The 18,187-nt window shown below is 71.9% G+C and carries 14 protein-coding genes and 1 pseudogene; 12 read left to right on the forward strand and 3 right to left on the reverse strand.

Annotated features, from left to right (window positions below; all coding sequences use genetic code 11):
- Positions 1-230 precede the first annotated feature (230 nt).
- Positions 231-680 carry a hypothetical protein gene (locus PYR72_RS25270; RefSeq protein WP_275457436.1) on the reverse strand — a complete coding sequence of 150 codons (450 nt, stop codon included), beginning with the start codon at positions 678-680 and terminating at the stop codon, positions 231-233.
- Positions 681-693: 13 nt separating this feature from the next.
- Here PYR72_RS25270 and PYR72_RS25275 point away from each other — a divergent pair, with 13 nt between their 5' ends.
- The 6 genes and pseudogenes from PYR72_RS25275 to PYR72_RS25300 all read left to right on the forward strand — a co-directional run bounded on the left by PYR72_RS25275 (position 694) and on the right by PYR72_RS25300 (position 5,344).
- Complete coding sequence (locus PYR72_RS25275) at positions 694-1,986, forward strand: IS256 family transposase (protein ID WP_275457437.1); 1,293 nt, start codon at positions 694-696, stop codon at positions 1,984-1,986.
- A 47-nt stretch (positions 1,987-2,033) separates the two neighbouring features.
- Positions 2,034-2,177: pseudogene (locus PYR72_RS25280) on the forward strand (excisionase family DNA-binding protein); the annotation flags it as partial.
- Entirely contained in the window at positions 2,177-3,319 is a 1,143-nt protein-coding gene (locus tag PYR72_RS25285; RefSeq protein WP_275457438.1) for a tyrosine-type recombinase/integrase, read from the forward strand. The pseudogene PYR72_RS25280 and the gene PYR72_RS25285, both read left to right, overlap by 1 nt.
- Positions 3,320-3,435: 116 nt before the next feature.
- Positions 3,436-3,825, forward strand: a complete 390-nt coding sequence (locus PYR72_RS25290) for a hypothetical protein (protein ID WP_275457439.1) — start codon at positions 3,436-3,438, stop codon at positions 3,823-3,825.
- A 439-nt stretch (positions 3,826-4,264) separates the two neighbouring features.
- The gene (locus tag PYR72_RS25295) at positions 4,265-4,957 is read left to right on the forward strand and encodes an SUMF1/EgtB/PvdO family nonheme iron enzyme (protein WP_275457440.1); all 693 of its coding nucleotides are present in this window, start codon (positions 4,265-4,267) and stop codon (positions 4,955-4,957) included.
- 177 nt (positions 4,958-5,134) lie between these two features.
- A complete protein-coding gene (locus tag PYR72_RS25300; RefSeq protein WP_037726275.1) occupies positions 5,135-5,344 on the forward strand; it encodes an antitoxin in 210 nt (69 codons plus the stop codon).
- A gap of 90 nt (positions 5,345-5,434) precedes the next feature.
- On the opposite strand, the gene PYR72_RS25305 is transcribed toward PYR72_RS25300, so the two are convergent.
- Positions 5,435-6,301: a bifunctional DNA primase/polymerase gene (locus PYR72_RS25305; protein WP_275457441.1), complete on the reverse strand. Its 867-nt coding sequence runs from the start codon at positions 6,299-6,301 to the stop codon at positions 5,435-5,437.
- 398 nt (positions 6,302-6,699) lie between these two features.
- Here PYR72_RS25305 and PYR72_RS25310 point away from each other — a divergent pair, with 398 nt between their 5' ends.
- The 6 genes from PYR72_RS25310 to PYR72_RS25335 all read left to right on the forward strand — a co-directional run bounded on the left by PYR72_RS25310 (position 6,700) and on the right by PYR72_RS25335 (position 12,945).
- The gene (locus PYR72_RS25310; RefSeq protein ID WP_275457442.1) at positions 6,700-7,005 is read left to right on the forward strand and encodes a hypothetical protein; all 306 of its coding nucleotides are present in this window, start codon (positions 6,700-6,702) and stop codon (positions 7,003-7,005) included.
- 313 nt (positions 7,006-7,318) lie between these two features.
- Complete coding sequence (locus PYR72_RS25315; RefSeq protein WP_275457443.1) at positions 7,319-8,479, forward strand: bifunctional MaoC family dehydratase N-terminal/OB-fold nucleic acid binding domain-containing protein; 1,161 nt, start codon at positions 7,319-7,321, stop codon at positions 8,477-8,479.
- The gene (locus tag PYR72_RS25320) at positions 8,476-8,925 is read left to right on the forward strand and encodes a MaoC family dehydratase (RefSeq protein ID WP_275457444.1); all 450 of its coding nucleotides are present in this window, start codon (positions 8,476-8,478) and stop codon (positions 8,923-8,925) included. Before PYR72_RS25315 ends, PYR72_RS25320 begins: the two co-directional genes overlap by 4 nt.
- Complete coding sequence (locus PYR72_RS25325; RefSeq protein WP_275457445.1) at positions 8,922-10,088, forward strand: lipid-transfer protein; 1,167 nt, start codon at positions 8,922-8,924, stop codon at positions 10,086-10,088. Before PYR72_RS25320 ends, PYR72_RS25325 begins: the two co-directional genes overlap by 4 nt.
- A 481-nt stretch (positions 10,089-10,569) precedes the next feature.
- Positions 10,570-11,109 (forward strand): SigE family RNA polymerase sigma factor, encoded by a 540-nt coding sequence (locus PYR72_RS25330; protein WP_275460511.1) that lies wholly within the window; start codon positions 10,570-10,572, stop codon positions 11,107-11,109.
- Positions 11,110-11,286: 177 nt separating this feature from the next.
- Positions 11,287-12,945, forward strand: a complete 1,659-nt coding sequence (locus PYR72_RS25335) for a long-chain fatty acid--CoA ligase (protein WP_275457446.1) — start codon at positions 11,287-11,289, stop codon at positions 12,943-12,945.
- Positions 12,946-13,073: 128 nt separating this feature from the next.
- On the opposite strand, the gene PYR72_RS25340 is transcribed toward PYR72_RS25335, so the two are convergent.
- Positions 13,074-18,092, reverse strand: a complete 5,019-nt coding sequence (locus PYR72_RS25340) for a PAS domain-containing protein (protein WP_275457447.1) — start codon at positions 18,090-18,092, stop codon at positions 13,074-13,076.
- Between the last annotated feature and the right edge of the window lie 95 nt (positions 18,093-18,187).

Genomic DNA, 18,187 nt, shown 5'->3' on the forward strand with positions numbered 1-18,187 from the left:
TCTCGCGGCAAGCGGCTGATTGCTGTGCGCGCGGCACGGGCGCCGGCCGGGCTGGAGCGGGGCGGAGACAGGAGCGCAGGCCCGGCCGGGGGCCGGGCCGCGCGCGGGGAGCGGAGCGAGCCGCCTTGAACCAGTAGAGAAAGTTGTAACGCAGTCGCTCGCTCGGGGTCTGTCCGGTCCCGGTAGATGCCTGACGTCCCCTCCCGGGCTTTGGCACGCTGGCCGCTGTTCTAGGACCGCGTAGCGGCGGCCGCGATGCCAGCCGCCTGCAGCTTCTGGGCGAGTAGTTCCAGCTCAGGAAGCGTTCCTGAGTAGCCACCGCTCAGAACACGGCGCAGCACAGCCTTGGCGTCGATCAGATCGATGCCCAGCTCGGCTCGGAGCACCCTCATGATCACGACACTGTTTGCCGACTCATCGAGCACTTGTAGGGTCGCCGGCCCATGCTCCGCAAGCAGCTGCTGACGCTGTTCACTCGGTAGATCCCCGTCACACACGGCCACCGCGAACCCACACGCAGAACACGTTGACTCGATGTCCCACCGCAAGCGGCCGTCAACGAGCGCTTGGACACCGCAGCACTCCAGCTCCGCACCGCAGTCGTGGCACATCGCGGAGTACCTGACCGACTCGAAAACGACCTGCGGGACTGTAAGACGTTCGGTGTAACTCCCGATCATGGAAGATGCATCGATGACCAGTGAGAACGTGTCCGAGTCCGAGGGTGTCGAGTCCGCAGGCGCGGTGTCGGCGAAGGCCGTTGACGACCAGTTGATCGACGAGCTGGTGCACCGGGCCCAGGCGGAGGGGCTGCAGCTGACCGGTGAAGGCGGGCTTCTGCAGCAGTTGACGAAGCGGTTGCTGGAGTCCGGCCTGGAAGGCGAGATCACGGACCATCTCGGCTATGACAAGCACGACCCGGTCGGCAAGAACGGCGGCAACTCCCGCAACGGCAAACGCACCAAGACCGTGCTGACCGACGTCGGCCCGGTGGAGATAACGGTGCCGCGCGACCGGGACGGGTCCTTCGAACCGAAGATCGTCAAGAAGCGTCAGAAGCGCCTGACCGGCGTCGACGAGATGGTCATCTCGCTGGCCGCGAAGGGCCTGACCACCGGCGAGGTGCAAGCCCACCTGGCCGAGGTCTATGGCGCCGAGGTCTCCCGCCAGACCATTTCGACCATCACCGACCAGGTCCTGGAGGGCATGGCCGAATGGCAGAGCCGTCCTCTCGACGCCGTCTATCCGGTGGTCTTCATCGACGCCATCCACGTGAAGATCCGCGACGGCGCGGTCGCCAACCGACCCGTCTACGTGGCCCTGGCCGTCACCACCGAGGGCCGTCGGGAGATCCTGGGCCTGTGGGCCGGCGACGGTGGCGAGGGCGCCAAGCACTGGCTGCACATCCTCACCGAGATCAAGAACCGCGGCGTCAGCGACGTGCTCATGCTGGTCTGCGACGGACTCAAAGGCCTGCCCGAAGCGGTGGAGACGGTCTGGCCCAGGACGATCGTGCAGACCTGCGTCGTGCATCTGCTGCGGAACTCCTTCCGCTATGCCGCCCGCCAGGACTGGGACAAGATCGCGCGTCTCCTCAAGCCCGTCTACACGGCGCCGACCGAGGAGGCCGCCCTGGACCGGTTCGCGGAGTTCGCCGAATCCTGGGGCAGGAAGTATCCGGCGATCGTGAAACTGTGGGAGAACGCCTGGGAGGAGTTCACCCCCTTCCTGCGGTTCGACACCGAGATCCGGCGCATCGTCTGCACCACCAACGCGATCGAGTCGGTCAACGCCCGCATCCGCCGGGCGGTCAAGGCCCGTGGCCATTTCCCCAACGAGCAGGCCGCCCTGAAGTGCGTCTACATGGCGATCATGTCCCTCGATCCCACAGGCAAGGGCCAGGCCCGCTGGACCATGCGCTGGAAGACCGCCCTGAACGCTTTCGACATCACCTTCGACGGCCGCCTGTCGGCGGCCCGTCAGTAATCTCAACTACCGCAGTTACACCACTCGTTTGACAGTCCCCGACCTGGCGTCTGGTCGAGGAGCGGCGCATCCGGTTCGTGAAGGTCGGTCGGCACGTTCGTATCCCGGAGAGCGCCGTTCGGGAGTTCATCGCCGCCAACACCGTGGAGCCGACCGTTCTGCGGCCAACGGGCCTCCGGAGGGCTGCCTGATGGCTGGCAAGCGCAAGTCCCGCCGGAACTTCGGCCGTGTCCGCAAGCTCCCCTCGGGCCGCTTCCAAGCCCGGTATCCGGGGCCTGACGGCGTGCTGCGGCCTGCGGATCGTACGTTCGCCACGTCCACGGATGCTGACCGGTGGCTGGCCAAGAAGCGCATCGAGATCGAAGACGGGCGTTGGCTCGACCCTGCCGAGGGGCAGACGACCGTGCGCGACTGGGCGGCTCGCTGGCTGGCTGCCGTCTCTCCTCAGCTCAAGCACAAGACACAAGCGTCGTACCGGTCGCTGATCAACTCGCTGATCAATCCGGCGCTCGGCGACCGTGAGCTGTCGGGCCTCCGGCCGATCACGGTCACTGAGTGGGTGGCCAGCATGAACACCCGAGGACTCAGCGCCTCGCGCATACGGCAGGCGTATCGGGTCCTGTCGCAGATCATGCGGGCCGCTGTCGACAACGACATGATCTCGCAGACGCCGTGCAGGGGCGTGAAGCTGCCGCGCATGCCGCAGACCGAGCCGCACATCCTGACCCCGCTCGAAGCCTCCCGGATCGTGCGGAGCGCTGCCAAGCCGCATGACGTACTGATCGCTCTCCTGGCCTACGCGGGCCTGCGGGTGGGGGAGGCGTTCGCCCTCCGGCGCGTTGACATCGACGTGTCCGGCGGCTTCGTCCTGGTCGACGAGAACCTGGCCGAAGCCAACGGCGCCTTGGTCTTCGACACACCGAAGTCTCACCAGAAACGGCTTCTTCGCGTCGGCCCGTCCCTCGCGAAGCGACTCGGCCGGCACCTGGAGACCCTGTCCGGCGGGGATGACGCACTCCTGTTCACGACACCCGGCGGGAAGCCGCTGCGCTACAACCAGTGGCGCAAGGCGTACTTCGACCCCGCCGTCTCGGCGGCCGGGCTCACCGACGTGACCCCGCACGACCTTCGGGCCTCACACGGGACGTGGGTCGCCGACCGCTACGGCGTTATGACCGCCGCCCACCGGCTCGGCCACTCGAACGCGAGCGTCACGACTCGGCACTACGCCCGACCGGTCGCCGGTCGTGATGACCAGGTTGCCGAAGCGGCCGATGCATGGCTTGGAGGGCAAGAAGGGACCGGCTCTCCCGAAGCCCATAAACCCCTCTGAGGCACCCTGCACCTGCGACGCCCCTGGCCAGAAGCACGGTCAGGGGCGTTGTGCTGTGCCGCAGTGTCCAATTCACGTCTATGCGCTGCGCATATGCACCGATACTCTGCGTGCTCATGGGGAAAGTGGTGCGTCTGTACTGGGGATACATGGTGGCTGCTGCCTTGGTCGTGGCCTGGAGCCAGCAATGGTCCTTGCCTGTGATCGTGGCTCTGTCACTCGGCGTCTCGACCTATGCCGCCTTCCAGGTGCCGGTCTGGTGTGGAGCGGTGAACCGAGACGGGCAGACCTACTGCCGCAACAACGCTTATGGCGTGTTGATGGGGTGCTCGAAACGTCAGCACAGGTGGCAGAAGATCAAGATGATCGTTCTGCGCAGCAAGATCGGGAACATGAGTCGCTCCGTGTTTCCGACGGCGAAAGAGAAGTTCAATGGCGCTCTCGCCGTAGGAGGGCTGTTGTCGGCTGTCGCCGCCGTGATCGTTCCCGCTGTGACTGGCGGCTGAGCGGGCACGACCGAGCGCCTGGGGCACGTAGCGGGCACGACGAGGACGCGGACGGCTCCGCCGGGGCGCTCGTACGCGTCTGACCTGCGACGGAGGGACAGGCGGCCATGATCGCCGAAAGGTCTTGAAAACCGTCGTGGCGCAAGTCACCGTGGGTTCAAATCCCACACCCACCGCGTACGTGGACGGCCCCTGATCAGGTCATACGGTCAGGGGTCGTTCGGCGTTCCGCTGGGCCGGCCTGGCCGGTCTGTGGTTCCTCGTGGGTTTCCGCTCGGTCCGGTGCGGCCGCGGTTCCTGCTCGGGCGTCCTCCCCCTGAACACCCGGCTGCTAGCGTCCCGCGCCATGTGGGCTCATGAGATCGTGGCCGGTCGACCGGCTTGGCGGCATGTTTCTTCTGGTGTGGTCTTCCGGGCCGTTCCCGGGGGGACGTTCCTGATGGGGCTGTCCGACGGGGAACTGGACGCGATGCGTGCGATAGAGCGGGCCGGCGGCGCCGATGAGGACCTCGAACCGTTCTTCGCCGAGGCCGGCCGGGCCCGGCCCGTGCGGGAGGTGCGGGTCGAGCCGTTCCTGATCGCCCGGCATCCGCTGACGGTGGCGCAGGCGCGGCACTGGCTGCCCGAGTACGAGGACGGTTTCGCCGCATCGGACGCGTGCACGGCCCGCTTCGAGGACGACTTGGACGACCTGCTCGGAACGCTGCCCTTCCGGCTGCCCAGCGAGGCGGAGTGGGAGTACGCGGCCCGGGCCGGTACGACCACGCTGACCTTCCGCGGGGACGGGAGGCCGGACGAGGACCACGTGCTCGACGACTTCGGCGACGAAGAACGCACCGCCGCCGCCGAGAACGCCTTCGGGCTGGCGGCGATGGGGTCGTCGAACGAGATCTGTGCCGATGTGTGGATCCCGCACTTCACGGATGCCCCGGCGGACGCGCGACCCCGCACCGGTGACGGACCGCGGGTGGCGCGCGGGGGTGGCGGTGACCTCTTTCCGTGGCAGGGCTGCGACGAGTGGGTGCTGCTGCTCTCCGCCACCCGTGACGAGTCCCAGGACTTCACCGCGGTCCGCCCGGTCGCATCCGTGCCGACCGGTGCAGGTGCGGGGGCAGGGGATGGATCTGGGTGAGGGGCGAGGCGGGGACTGCCGCCGAGCCGGGCACTTGTCCACCTGGCCCGTCCGGCCGAAGGGCCTCGCCCCCGGCAGCCCAGGCCGGGGCCGCCCGGCCGTCGTGGGTACGAGATGCGGGGTCCGGGCGGGGCGCTGATGCTGGTGGGGACCGTGTACGCGGTGGAAGGAGACGCCATGTCTGTGATGGACAAGCTCAAGCAGATGCTGAAGGGGCACGAGGAGCAGGCCGGGCAGGGCATCGACAAGGCCGGTGACTACGTCGACGGCAGGACGCAGGGGAAGTACAGCGGGCAGGTCGACTCCGCGCAGGAGCGGCTCCGGCAGCAGCTGGGTTCGGAGCAGACGGGGCAGGGCGACACCGGTCGCGAGGAACCGCCCCGGTAGGAGCGCCGGGCGGTCGACGGGAGCGAGAACCGGTCGGGACTTCAGCCCACCTCTGTTCGACCGGTTCTCGTCGTCGGCGGCGGCGGTGGGCTACGGCCTCCGGCCCGACATCCGCGCCGCCGATGCCACCGTCGAGCGGGCCTCCCGTTCGGTGAGGCCCGTGCGTACGGCCGCCTCGACCAGGGCGTTCGTGAGGTCCGGGCCGAGGCCGTTCTCGTAGGCGCGGCAGGCGGCCCAGAAGAGCCGGGTGTTGCGCTGGCCTTCCTGGGCGGTCAGGACGAAATGGACCAGGCCGTGGCCGTGGGCATGGGTGCCGGCGGGGCCGGCGGGGTTCGTGCGCGGCGGTGGGGACAGCAGGCGGAGCAGGGCCGGTGGGCAGGGGGCCGGTGCGAGGTGGGAGGTCCCGGGGGCGGTGCCGTAGACACCGTGGTCCGTGCGGGAGCCGGGGCCGACGAGGTAGCCGCCGGCGCCGCGGATATCGATGCCCGGGGCCAGCCGGCTCGCGGAGTTGGGGACGACGACGTCGGGCGGGCCGGTGAGCCAGATGTGGCGGCCGCCGCTGGGGGTCAGCACGACGACCGTCTCGGGGATCGTGAAGAGGTGCCGCAGAGCCAGTTCGCGCAGGGCCGCCGAGGAGTCCGTACCGGACTTCGTGTCGAGGTCGACGCCGATCAGGTGGTGGGGGTGGAGGCCGCAGGCGATGCCGTAACCGGTGGCCCAGGGGGCGGCGGAGAAGAGTTCGCGGACGCGGCGGGGGTCGGTGGAGGCGTCGTGGACGCCATGGCCGAAGCGGCCGCACTCGCCGTGGCAGGGGCGGGGGTGGGGGTCGTCGCGGTGCGGGGAGCGCAGGGCCGGGAGTTTCGAACGGGAGAGCGGGATGACCGCCAGTCCGCGTTCGGCGGCGGAGAGGGCGTGTGCCAGGGCCAGGGTTCCGGTGCGCCGGTCTGTGGTGGCCATGCTTCCATGTTCGTACGTACGTTCGATAATGGGAAGGGGGTTCGGTCGGCCCTTTCGGTCGTCGTGAGGCTGTGCGTCGGCTGTTCGTGGGCTGTGTATAGGCCGTTCGTGGGCTTTCGCGGGGCGGCGAGGGTGTGTGGCGGAACGCTTCGCCCCCTTGTCCCGGCCCGTCCTGGCGGAGTGTGTCGGGGTGGCTGGTGCTGAGCTGGGAGTTCCTTGATCCAAGGGGGTTTATCGACTTGTCCTCACGCTTCAGGGGGAATCGGGGCTTCCGGGGTGGTTCGCCAGGGTTCGGTGGGCAACTCTTGGGGTGCGACGTCGAAGACCAGCACCGAGGCGGTCGGCCAACTGCCCCGGGGCAACCCGTACTTGTGTGAAAGGCCCTGGAGGAAATGCACATGGCAAGCATCCGTACCGCCCGCGTACTCGCCGCCGTCTCGGCACTCCCGCTCGCCGCCGCCCTCTTCGCCGGTGTGGCAGCGGCCGACAACGGCTCGTTCGCGGACAACGGATCGAACGCCGGCGTGGCGAACCTCGTCGGCAGTGGGGTCGGCCGCGACAACAGCGGCAACTCGTCGACCTCGCAGCAGCAGGCGATCGGCTCGGGCGCCTCGAACCAGAACAACACCGCCCAGGTCAACGGCTTCGGCCTCACGGCCATCGACCAGAAGAACGCCGTCGTCAACTTCGCCGACATCTGGTGAGCCCGTCGAGGGCGGGCCGGGGTTCCGGGGGCGGGCGGATGAGGTCGCCCCGGCCCTGAGGTCCGGCTCCGGCCCTCGGGTGCGGATGCACCGGACATGGAGAGCATGTGGGACATGTTCGTGGGGTGTGACTCGCCTGTGCGGCGGCGCCGAAGCGCCGCCGCACAGGCGTTTCCGGATGTCCGCCGGGTGCCCGTGAGCGGGGAGGGATGCCCCGGCGACCTTGACAGTTGCGGCACCAGTTCCTTCAATCTGACGGGTAGTCAGAATTGCTGTCGGTTGTTCGGTTGTCCGCGGAAGGGGCGGTGGGGCCGTGGCGGTGCCCGAGGACCTGCCCGTACGGCTCAAGGCGTACGAGGGGCGCGCCGCCGTCCTCGGCGGCCGGGGCAAGGATCCCGTCAACGCGCCCATGATCAGGCACTGGTGCGAGGCGCTGGGCGACTCCAACCCGGCGTACACCGGCCCGGATGCCATCGCCCCGCCCACCATGCTCCAGGTGTGGACGATGGGCGGACTGAGCGGGCACGAGACCCGCTCGGCGGCGTACGACGAACTCCTCGCGCTGCTCGACGACGCCGGGTACACCTCCGTCGTCGCCACCGACTGCGAGCAGGAGTATCTGCGGGCGCTGCGGCCGGGGGACGAGATCACGTTCGACTCGGTCGTCGAGTCGGTGTCCGAGCGGAAGACCACCCGGCTCGGCACGGGGCACTTCGTCACGACCCGCATGGACGTCCGGGCCGGTGAGGGAGGCGGCGAACTCGTCGGCACCCACCGCTTCCGGATCCTCAAGTACGCACCGGCGAGGACGTCGGGGACGTCCGGGACGCCCGCCCCGGCCGACGGACGACAGCGCGACTGGCAGGACCGGCAGGACCGGCAGGACCAGGACGGGCAGGACCGTCAGGACCATCAGGACGGGCAGGGTCGGCAGGACGGGCAGGACCGGCAGGAGCGGAAGCAGCAGCCGTCGGAACCGCGCCCCCGGCGCCCCCGTCCCGTCGTCAATCGCGACAACGCCGGGTTCTGGGAAGGCGTCGCGGGCCATCGCCTGCTCATCCAGCGCTGCACCGACTGCGGCACGCTCCGGCTCCCCTGGCTCCCGGGCTGCAACACGTGCGGTTCCCCGGGGTGGGACACGGTCGAGGCGAGCGGCGACGGCACGGTGTACTCGTACGTCGTCATGCATCATCCGCCCTTTCCGGCCTTCGACCCGCCGTACGCCGTCGGGCTGATCGAGCTGGCGGAAGGGGTCCGGATCGTCAGCAACGTCATCGGGGTGCCGTACGACAAGGTGCGGATCGGGATGCCCGTACGGCTCGCGTTCGTGCGCTACGACGAGGACTTGGAGCTGCCGGTGTTCAGCGCGGACGGGACGGTTGGGTCGGACGGGACGGCCGGCGCGGACAACACGGCCAGGTCGGACGGGACGGCCAGGTCGGACGAGGCGGGGGAGGAGGTGGAGCGGATATGAGGGTCCGGGTCGGCGACGCGCTGCCGCCGCTGGAGATCGAGATCACCCGTACGCTCGTCGTCGCGGGGGCGATCGCCTCGCGCGACTACCAGGACGTGCACCACGACCCCGAGTTGGCGCGGCGGCGCGGATCACCGGACGTCTTCATGAACATCCTGACGACGAACGGGCTGGTGGGCCGCTATGTCACCGATCACTTCGGCGCGGACGCGGTGCTCCGCAAGGTGGCCATCCGGCTCGGTGCGCCCAACTACCCCGGGGACACGATGGTGTTGACCGGCAGGGTCGAGACGACCGACGGGTGCACCGCCACGGTCAGGATCATCGGCGAGAACGGGATCGGCAGACACGTCACCGGCACGGTCACCGTCACGCTGCCCACGCCGGAGGCCCACGCGGACGACCTCGGTTCTCCTTCCGCCACCCACACCGGGGGGCGGACATGAGCGTACGAACCGTCGACCGGCTCGGGGGGCGGGCCGCGATCGTCGGAATCGGTGCGACCGAGTTCTCCAAGGACTCGGGGCGCAGTGAACTGCGCCTGGCCGTGGAGGCGGTGCGGGCGGCGCTCGACGACGCGGGGCTGACGCCGGCGGACGTGGACGGGATGGTGACGTTCACGATGGACACCAGCCCGGAGATCACGGTCGCGCAGGCGGCCGGCATCGGTGAGCTGTCCTTCTTCTCACGCGTCCACTACGGCGGCGGCGCCGCGTGCGCGACCGTGCTGCAGGCGGCGCTCGCGGTGGCGACGGGTGTGGCCGAGGTCGTGGTCTGCTACCGGGCGTTCAACGAGCGCTCGGGCCGGCGGTTCGGGTCGGGCGTACGGCACCGCGAGCCGTCGGCGGAGGGCGTGGCGCTGGGCTGGACGCTCCCGTTCGGGCTGCTCACGCCCGCCTCCTGGGTCGCGATGGCGGCGCAGCGCTACCTGTACGCGTACGGGCTGACCCCCGAGGTGTTCGGGCACGTGGCCGTGGTCGACCGGAAGTACGCGGCGACGAACCCGGCGGCGTACTTCCACGGCCGCCCCATCACGCTGGACGAGCACGCGGCCTCGCGGTGGATCGTCGAGCCGCTGCGGCTGCTGGACTGCTGCCAGGAGACGGACGGCGGTCAGGCGCTCGTCGTGACCTCGGTGGAGCGCGCGCGGGACCTGCCGAAGCCGCCCGCCGTGGTCGTGGCGGCGGCACAGGGCGCGGGCCGGGCGCAGCAGCAGATGACCGGCTTCTACGACGGGGATCTCACCGGGCTGCCGGAGATGGGCGTGGTCGCCCGCCGGCTTCTGCGGACCTCGGGGCTGGGTCCGGACGACATCGACGTGGGCATCCTGTACGACCACTTCACGCCGTTCGTGCTGATGCAGCTGGAGGAGTTCGGCTTCTGCGGGCCGGGGGAGGCGGGGGACTTCGTCGCGGAGGAGCGGCTGCCGATCAACACCCATGGGGGGCAGCTCGGCGAGGCGTATCTGCACGGGATGAACGGCATCGCGGAGGCGGTACGGCAGGTGCGGGGCACCGCCGTGAACCAGGTTCCCGGCGCCGAGCGGGTCCTCGTCACCGCCGGGACCGGGGTGCCGACCTCGGGGTTGGTCCTGGGGACGGGCGGGTGAGGGGGCGGGATGTGACGGATGAGGCGGCTTTCGGGTGCCTTGGGGCCGGTGCCGTACACCCCGGGCAGGCGGTTCTCAGGGGTACACCCTCAGTACCTGGGGGCTGCTCATCCACCTCCAGTAGGTGAGGTCTGCCCCACTTCTACAACCTGAGAGGGATTCGGCTTCGGGACCTGCGGCCGATCCGCCGGGCGTGGCCCGCTCCTAGCGTGGAGCCATGACCATACCCGTCTGCACCAGCGCTTCGACGGCCGCCGCAGCAGGGCCGCGGACCCTGTCGACCCCGGCCCGGCCGACTGCGGCAGCCCGACCGACTGCGGCAGCCCGGCCGACGGCGGCCCCCCGCTCGTCAGCGGCCGCCCGTTCGGCGACGGCCCCCCGTTCGGCGACGCTGGCCCGTCCGGCGACGGCGGCCCGTCCGGCCGCGGTCCGCTCGGCCGGGGCCGTCCGGTCGGCGGCGGCGCGGTCGGCGCAGCCTGGCCTGACGAACCTGCCGACGAACCTGCCGCACGCGTCGCCGTACGCGTCCTACCCGTCGTTCTCGGCGTACGTGAAGGACCGCCAGCCGGTGCTGCTGCGGACCGCCCGCTCGCTCACCGCGAACCCGTGCGACGCCGAGGACCTGCTGCAGACCGCGCTGGCCAAGACGTACGTCGCCTGGGAGCGCATCGAGGACCACCGGGCCCTCGACGGTTATGTGCGCCGGGCGCTGCTGAACACGCGCACCTCCCAGTGGCGCAAGCGGAAGGTGGACGAGTTCGCGTGCGACGAACTGCCGGAGCCGGAGGGGACCCAGGCCGCCGACCCGGCCGAGCAGCAGGCGCTGCACGACGCGATGTGGCGGGCGATCATGAAGCTGCCGGCGCGGCAGCGGGCCATGGTGGTCCTCCGGTACTACGAGGACCTGAGCGAGGTACAGACGGCCGAGGTTCTCGGCGTCTCGGTCGGTACGGTGAAGTCGGCGGTCTCGCGTGCGCTGGGCAAGCTGCGTGAGGATCCCGAACTGGAACCCGTGCGCTGAGTCGTTCGTTGGGTTTGTCGGGTATCCGGCCCGAAGCCGGACGCCCTCGCACTCGCGCTCGATGGGGCACCTCGTCTGATCGATCATCCTGTCCCCTAGTGACATACCGCTCGGTATGTGAGCAGAATCAGCGCAACCGTTACCACCGCGTAGGCAGAGCCGCCCCGGGAGGACGCCGTGCTGAGCACCATGCAGGACGTACCGCTGTTGATCTCCAGGATCCTGACCCACGGGCAGGTCATCCACGGGACGTCGCAGGTGATCACATGGACCGGTGAGGGGGAGCCGGAACGCCGCACCTACGCCGAGATCGGCGCCCGCACCGCGCAGCTGGCCCACGCCCTGCGCGAGGACCTCGGAGTCGAGGGCGACGAGCGGGTCGCGACGCTGATGTGGAACAACTCGGAACACGTGGAGGCGTACTTCGCGATCCCCTCCATGGGCGCGGTGCTCCACACCCTCAACCTGCGGCTGCCCCCCGAGCAGCTCGCCTGGATCGTCAACCACGCCGCCGACCGCGTGATCATCGCCAACGGCTCGCTGCTGCCGCTCCTCGCCCCGCTCCTCCCGCACCTCAAGCCGGTGGAGCACGTCGTCGTCGCCGGCCCCGGCGACCGGTCGCTGCTGGCCGGAGCGAGCGTCCAGGTGCACGAGTACGAGGACCTGATCGCCGGCAAGCCGACCACGTACGACTGGCCCGAGCTGGACGAGCGCTCGGCCGCCGCCATGTGCTACACCTCCGGCACCACCGGCGACCCCAAGGGCGTCGTCTACTCCCACCGTTCGATCTACCTGCACTCCATGCAGGTCAACATGGCCCAGTCCATGGGGCTCACGGACGCGGACCTCTCGCTCGTCGTCGTCCCGCAGTTCCATGTCAACGCCTGGGGCCTGCCGCACGCGACCTTCATGACCGGTGTCAACCTGCTGATGCCGGACCGGTTCCTGCAGCCCGGCCCGCTCGCCGAGATGATCGAGACGCTGAAGCCGTCGCACGCCGCCGCCGTCCCCACCATCTGGCAGGGCCTGCTCGCGGAGCTGACCGCACGCCCGCGCGAGGTCTCCTCGCTCAACCAGGTCACCATCGGCGGCTCGGCCTGCCCGCCCGCCCTCATGGAAGCCTTCGACAAGCTGGGCATGCGCGTCTGCCACGCCTGGGGCATGACGGAGACCTCGCCGCTCGGCACGATCGCCCGGCCGCCGGCCCACGTCGAGGCCGGTTCGGAGGAGGAGCTCGCGTACCGCCTCACCCAGGGCCGCTTCCCCGCCTCCGTCGAGGCCCGTCTCACCGGCCCCGACGGCGCACGCCTGCCCTGGGACGGGGAGTCCGCCGGTGAGCTGGAGGTGCGCGGCCCCTGGATCGCGGGCGCGTACTACGGCGGCCAGGGCGCCGAGCCCGTCCGGCCCGACGACAAGTTCAGCGAGGACGGCTGGCTGAAGACGGGTGACGTCGGCACGATCAGCCCCGACGGCTTCCTCACCCTCACCGACCGGGCCAAGGACGTCATCAAGTCCGGCGGCGAGTGGATCTCCTCCGTCGAGCTGGAGAACGCCCTCATGGCCCACCCGGACGTCGCCGAGGCCGCCGTCGTCGCCGTACCGGACGACAAGTGGGGTGAACGCCCGCTCGCCACGGTCGTGCTGAAGGAAGGCTCCACCACCGACTTCGCCGCTCTCCGCGCCTTCCTCGCCGACGAGGGCCGCATCGCCAAGTGGCAGCTGCCGGAGCGCTGGACGATCATCGAGTCGGTACCGAAGACGAGCGTCGGCAAGTTCGACAAGAAGGTGCTGCGCAGGCAGTACGCGGAGGGCTCGCTGGACGTGACCCAGATCTAGAGCTCGACGGGCTCGACAGGCTCGACGGGCTCGACGGGCTCGACGGATCTGCCAAGGGTCCCGTACTCGTGCATACGGCGGTGGGGCGGTGTTTCACGTGAAACACCGCCCCACCGCCGTCCTCGGGCTCAGTTCGTGCCGACTCGTGCCAGCAGGTCCACGATCCGGGTCTGCACGTCCGTGCTCGTCGAGCGTTCCGCGAGGAACAGGACCGTCTCCCCCGCGGCCAGGCGCGGGAGTTCGGACGGGTCGACGGCGGCGGTGTAGACGACGAGCGGTGTGCGGTTCAGCTGGCCGTTCGTCCGCAGCCAGTCGATGATTCCGGCCTGGCGGCGGTGCACCTGCAGCAGGTCCATCACGACCAGGTTGGGGCGCATCTGCGCGGCCAGCGTGACGGCGTCCGCGTCGGACGCGGCCCGCGCGACCTGCATGCCACGCCGTTCCAGCGTCCCGGTGAGGGCGAGCGCGATCTCCGCGTGCTCCTCGATGAGCAGGACGCGCGGCGGATGCTGCTCGGAGTCGCGTGGCGCCAGCGCCTTCAGCAGCACGGCCGGGTCGGCACCGTACGCCGCCTCGCGTGTCGCCTGGCCGAGCCCCGCCGTCACGAGTACGGGGACCTCGGCGGCCACGGCGGCCTGGCGCAGGGACTGCAGTGCCGTGCGGGTGATGGGCCCGGTCAGCGGATCGACGAACAGGGCGGCCGGGTAGGCGGCGATCTGGGCGTCCACGTCCTCGCGGGAGTTCACGATCACGGGCCGGTAGCCGCGGTCGCTCAGTGCCTGGTGGGTCGCCGCGTCCGGCGCGGGCCACACCAGCAGCCGCCGTGGGTTGTCCAGCGGCTCCGGCGGCAACTCGTCGTCCATCGGCTGCGGATGCGGACGGTCGGGGACCTCCACCGCACCGCCGGGCCCGTCGAGCGGCTCGGGACCTTCGTCCGCGTTCTCGTCGGGCGCCCCTATGGCGTACGACCGTCCGGCACCCTCCGTGCGGCCCGTCAGCCGGGACTGCCCGGCGAGGGACGGCTGGGGCGGGAGGGGGACCTGCCCGGCGAGGGAGGGCTGCGGGGGCAGCGGGACCTGGCCGGCGAGCGACGGCTGGGACACCTGTGCGGCGGCCTGCTGCGGCTGGGCCGGGGGCGGCGTCTGGCCGGTGCCGATGCGGAAACCGGTGCCGTTCGTCGGGCTGGACTGCGGGTGCGGGCGCGCGGCGGTCTCGGGGCGGTCGCCGGTCGGCTGCGGCGGTGTCCCCAGCTTGCGGCGACGGCCCGAACCACCGGGCTGATGGGGGGTGGGCGTGGCTCCGCCCTGCGCCTGCGCGCCGGCCTGGGCCTGCGGGCCGCCCTGGCGGGAGAAGGGGACGCCCTGGCCGAGCGTCCGTACGCTGATCGCCCGCCCGTGGGTGGAGTTGGAGTCGAGGGGAGCGGCGGCAGGGGCCGGAGCCGGTGCCGGTGCCGTCGGAGTGGCCGGGGCCGGGGCCGGGGCTTGGCCCTGCACCTGTCCCTGCGTCGGGGCCGGAGCCGGTGCCATGGCTTCGGCGGGCAACGGCTGGGCGGCGCGCGGCTGTTGTACGGCCACTTCCGGCGGCAGCGGGGTGCCCGAGGAGGGGGTGGACTGCGGAGGCAGCGGCGCCTGCGGAGCGGGTACGGGGATGCCGGCACCGGAGGTCTCGTGGCGGGCGTCGGGCCAGGACTGCGGCTGGGGTGCGCCGGGAGCCGCGCCCTGCGCGGGGACGGCCTGCTGGGCGCCGGGCACGCCTGCCGCGGGCACGGGCTGGGCGATGCCCTGAGCCGCTGCCGGCTGCGCCCCGGGGACCTCTTGCTGCGGCGGGACGGTGCCCTGCGCGGGCACGGGCTGTCCGACGCCCGGTTGTCCGGGGGCGGCCTGGCCGGCAGGGGTCTGACCGCCGGCCGCCTGGGCGGCGAGCGCCTGTCCCACGGCCGCCTGGGCCGCGCCCGCCGGCACCCCCTGCGGAGCGACGGGCCGGCCGGCCGCGACCGCGACAGGCTGACCGGGAGCAGCGGCGACGCCCTGTCCGGGCACCTGCTGCGGGACGGCCTGCACGCCCTGGAGGGGTACGGGCTGCGGGGCGCCCTGCATGTTCTGGACGTTCTGGACGGGGACGTTCTGGACGGGGACGGGCTGCGCGGCGACCGGCGCCACACCCTGGGCGGGCACCTGCTGCGCCGGGCCTCCCTGCGGAGGAATCCCCTGCGCCGGGGCACCCTGGACCGGCACCCCGGGCGCGGGCGCCGCCACGGCCATGCCGTCACCCCCCTGGGGAGCGGCCTGCCGGACCGCTCGGCGTCGGCCGGTCGGTGTGGGGATCGGGTGCGGTTGCGGTGGGGTGTGGTCGTCGGCCGCCTGGTGCGGGGCGGCGTCGTGACGGCCGTCGTCTACACCATCGGCGGGCACGCCCGTGCCCTGACCCGCGCCGGGGACCTGCGCCGCGCCGGGGACCTGTGCCACGCCAGGCGTACCCGGCACCTGACCCACGCCCGGCACCTGACCCATACCCGGCCCCACGGCTCCCCCGGCCTGCACGGGCACGCCCGCCGGTACGAGGCCCGCGGCGGGAACCGGCTGCGCACCGGCCACCGGCTGCGCACCGGCCACCGGCTGCCCCGCGGCGGCCGGGGCCACCCCGCCGCCCGCGACACCCGCGCCCGGAGCACCCTCACCCTGCACGGGCGCGGTGGTGCCGGCGGGCAGTGGCATCGGCATGGGCATCGCCGCGCCGGGCGCACCCGGCCCGGCGGGCAGAGGCACCGGACCGAGCCCGGCCGCCTGCGCGTACTCGGGTCCCCGGTCGGCCTCTGCCGGCGGCAGCGCGAAGACGGCGCGCGCGCCCGGCTCGGGCGCGGCGGCACGCTCCTCCGCACTGGCCAGAGCCCGACGCCGGCGCCCGGTGGGCTGCTGAGCGCCGCCCGCGTCGGCGGCATCGGAGCCGGCGGTACCGGGACGGGAGCCCGCGTCGGCGACGCTCAGCTCACTGCCGGTGCTCTGCCCCGAGGGCAGCGCGGCCGGCAGGGCGTTCTGCGCGGCGGCGGGCTCCCGGCGCGCGCGTCGCCCGCCGGGCGCGGGCACGCCCTGCGGCGGCACCGTTCCCCCCAGTCCGCTGGCGGCGGCAGCGGCTCCCGCCGCGTGCTCGGCCGCCGTGACGACCGCGCCCTCGGCGGCCACGGGTTGTCCGGTGACACCGCGCCCCTCGGCGCCCCCGTCAGCCGCACCGGCCGCGGCGATCGCGACCGGCGCGTCCTCGGCCCGGCGCCTGCGCCGACCGGTGGGAGCGACGGCGGCCTCGGGCCCGCCGGCCTCGGGGGCGTCCTCGCTCTCCAGGAAGGCGTCCACCGACGACCGCCGCGCCCGCCTGCGCCCGCCACCGGCGGCGGCCTGCTCGGGCAGGGCGACCTCGGCGCCGCCCGCGGGGGCACCGGATCCGGCCTCGGCGTCCACCACCGCGGGCAACGGGGCGGCGGGCACGGCCCCGGCGCCGCCCCCGAGCGGCACCTCCAGCACATACGCGCTGCCGCTCATCCCCGGCACCTCGACCGTCTGCAGCACACCGCCGTGCGCCCGGACGATCCCCTGGACGATCGGCTGGTGCACCGGGTCTCCCCCGGCGTACGGTCCGCGCACCTCGATACGGACGACCTCACCGCGCTGCGCGGCCGCCACCACCACGGTGTTGTCCATGTACCCGCCGGCGGACACGGGCGTGTTGCCCGTCGCGTCCACACCGGCCACGTCGGCGACGAGGTGCGCGAGCGCGGTCGCGAGCCGCACCTGGTCCACCTCGGCCTCGATGGGCGGCGCGTGCACGGCGAACTGCACCCGCCCCGGCCCGATCAGCTCCACGGCCCCGTCGACACCGGCCGCGACGACCGCGTCCAGCATCACGGCCGTACGCACGAGGCCGTCCTCGCCCGCGTCGATCCGCTGGTAGCCGAGCACGTTGTCGATGAGGGTCGTGATCCGCGAGTATCCGGCGGTCAGGTGGTGCAGCACCTGGTTGGCCTCGGGCCACAGCTGTCCGGCGTCGTCGGCGGCGAGGGTGCCCAGCTCGCTGCGGAGCTGCTCCAGCGGGCCGCGCAGCGAGGTGCCCAGCACGGCGAGTAGCTGCTCGTGCCGCGCGGCCAGCGCCTCGTACCGGTCCTTCTCGCGCTCGCCGAGCGCCGCGTACCGCTCGTCGCCGGCGGCCAGTTCCTCGGCGTGCTGCTCGCTCAGCTCGGCCAGCTCGGCGGCGTGCTCCTCCCGGACGCCCGCCAGTTCCTCGGCGTGCTCCTTGGCGAGCCGCTCCAGCTCCTCCGCGTGCGTCTCGGCCTCGGAGTCCTTCTCCTCGGCGAGCTTGTCGTACGGCCGCCGGTCGGTGAACGTCATCACCGCGCCGACGAGCTGGTCCCCGTCCCGCACCGGCGCGGTCGTCAGGTCGACCGACACCTTCTCGCCGTTCTTCGCCCACAGCACCTGCCCGCGCACCCGGTGCTTGCGCCCGGACCGCAGGGTGTCCGCGAGCGGCGACTCGCCGTACGGGAAGGGGGCGCCGTCCTCGCGGGAGTGCAGCACGAGCGTGTGCAGCTCGCGTCCGCCGAGGTCACTGGCCCGGTAACCCAGTATCTGCGCGGCGGCCGGATTGACAAGAACGATCCGCCCGTCCGTGTCCGTCCCGACCACGCCCTCGGACGCGGCCCGCAGGATCATCTCGGTCTGCCGTTGCGAACGCGCGAGTTCGGCCTCGGTGTCGACGGTGCCCGAAAGATCCCGTACGACCAGCATGAGCAGCTCGTCGTTGGCGTAGCCGTAACCGTCGTACGCCTGCTGGCCGTTCTCCAGATTCGCGGATGTGACCTCGACCGGGAACTCGCTGCCGTCGGTCCGGCGGGCGGTCATCCGGGTCGGCTTGGTCCGCCCGGTCGGGTCCATGGTGTCGGGCCGCCGCATGGAGCCCGGGATGAGCCGGGAGTCGAACTCGGGGAGCAGGTCCAGCAGACCGCGTCCGACCAACGCGGTCCCGGGGGTCTCGAAGGCCTCCAGCGCGATCGTGTTGGCGTTGACGACGGTCCCATTGGCGTTGACCAGCACCAACGCGTCGGGCAGCGCGTCCAGTATGGCTGCGAGGCGAGCAGCGCCTCGGGATGGCCTGCTGCTCACGAGACGCTTCCTCCCTGTTACCGCACCTTGCCGACCGCTGGGCCCGAGGCCATCTTGCCAACCGGCCCGCAACGTGTCACGCGAGGGAGTCTACG

The sequence above is a fragment of the Streptomyces sp. VNUA24 genome (assembly GCF_029167005.1).
Lineage (GTDB): Bacteria > Actinomycetota > Actinomycetes > Streptomycetales > Streptomycetaceae > Streptomyces > Streptomyces scabiei.

Coding starts and splice junctions, on each gene's coding strand:
- PYR72_RS25270 (WP_275457436.1), bottom strand. CDS start 680: ATGATCGGGAGTTACACCGAACGTCTTACAGTCCCGCAGGTCGTTTTC.
- PYR72_RS25275 (WP_275457437.1), top strand. CDS start 694: ATGACCAGTGAGAACGTGTCCGAGTCCGAGGGTGTCGAGTCCGCAGGC.
- PYR72_RS25285 (WP_275457438.1), top strand. CDS start 2,177: ATGGCTGGCAAGCGCAAGTCCCGCCGGAACTTCGGCCGTGTCCGCAAG.
- PYR72_RS25290 (WP_275457439.1), top strand. CDS start 3,436: ATGGGGAAAGTGGTGCGTCTGTACTGGGGATACATGGTGGCTGCTGCC.
- PYR72_RS25295 (WP_275457440.1), top strand. CDS start 4,265: ATGGGGCTGTCCGACGGGGAACTGGACGCGATGCGTGCGATAGAGCGG.
- PYR72_RS25300 (WP_037726275.1), top strand. CDS start 5,135: ATGTCTGTGATGGACAAGCTCAAGCAGATGCTGAAGGGGCACGAGGAG.
- PYR72_RS25305 (WP_275457441.1), bottom strand. CDS start 6,301: ATGGCCACCACAGACCGGCGCACCGGAACCCTGGCCCTGGCACACGCC.
- PYR72_RS25310 (WP_275457442.1), top strand. CDS start 6,700: ATGGCAAGCATCCGTACCGCCCGCGTACTCGCCGCCGTCTCGGCACTC.
- PYR72_RS25320 (WP_275457444.1), top strand. CDS start 8,476: ATGAGGGTCCGGGTCGGCGACGCGCTGCCGCCGCTGGAGATCGAGATC.
- PYR72_RS25325 (WP_275457445.1), top strand. CDS start 8,922: ATGAGCGTACGAACCGTCGACCGGCTCGGGGGGCGGGCCGCGATCGTC.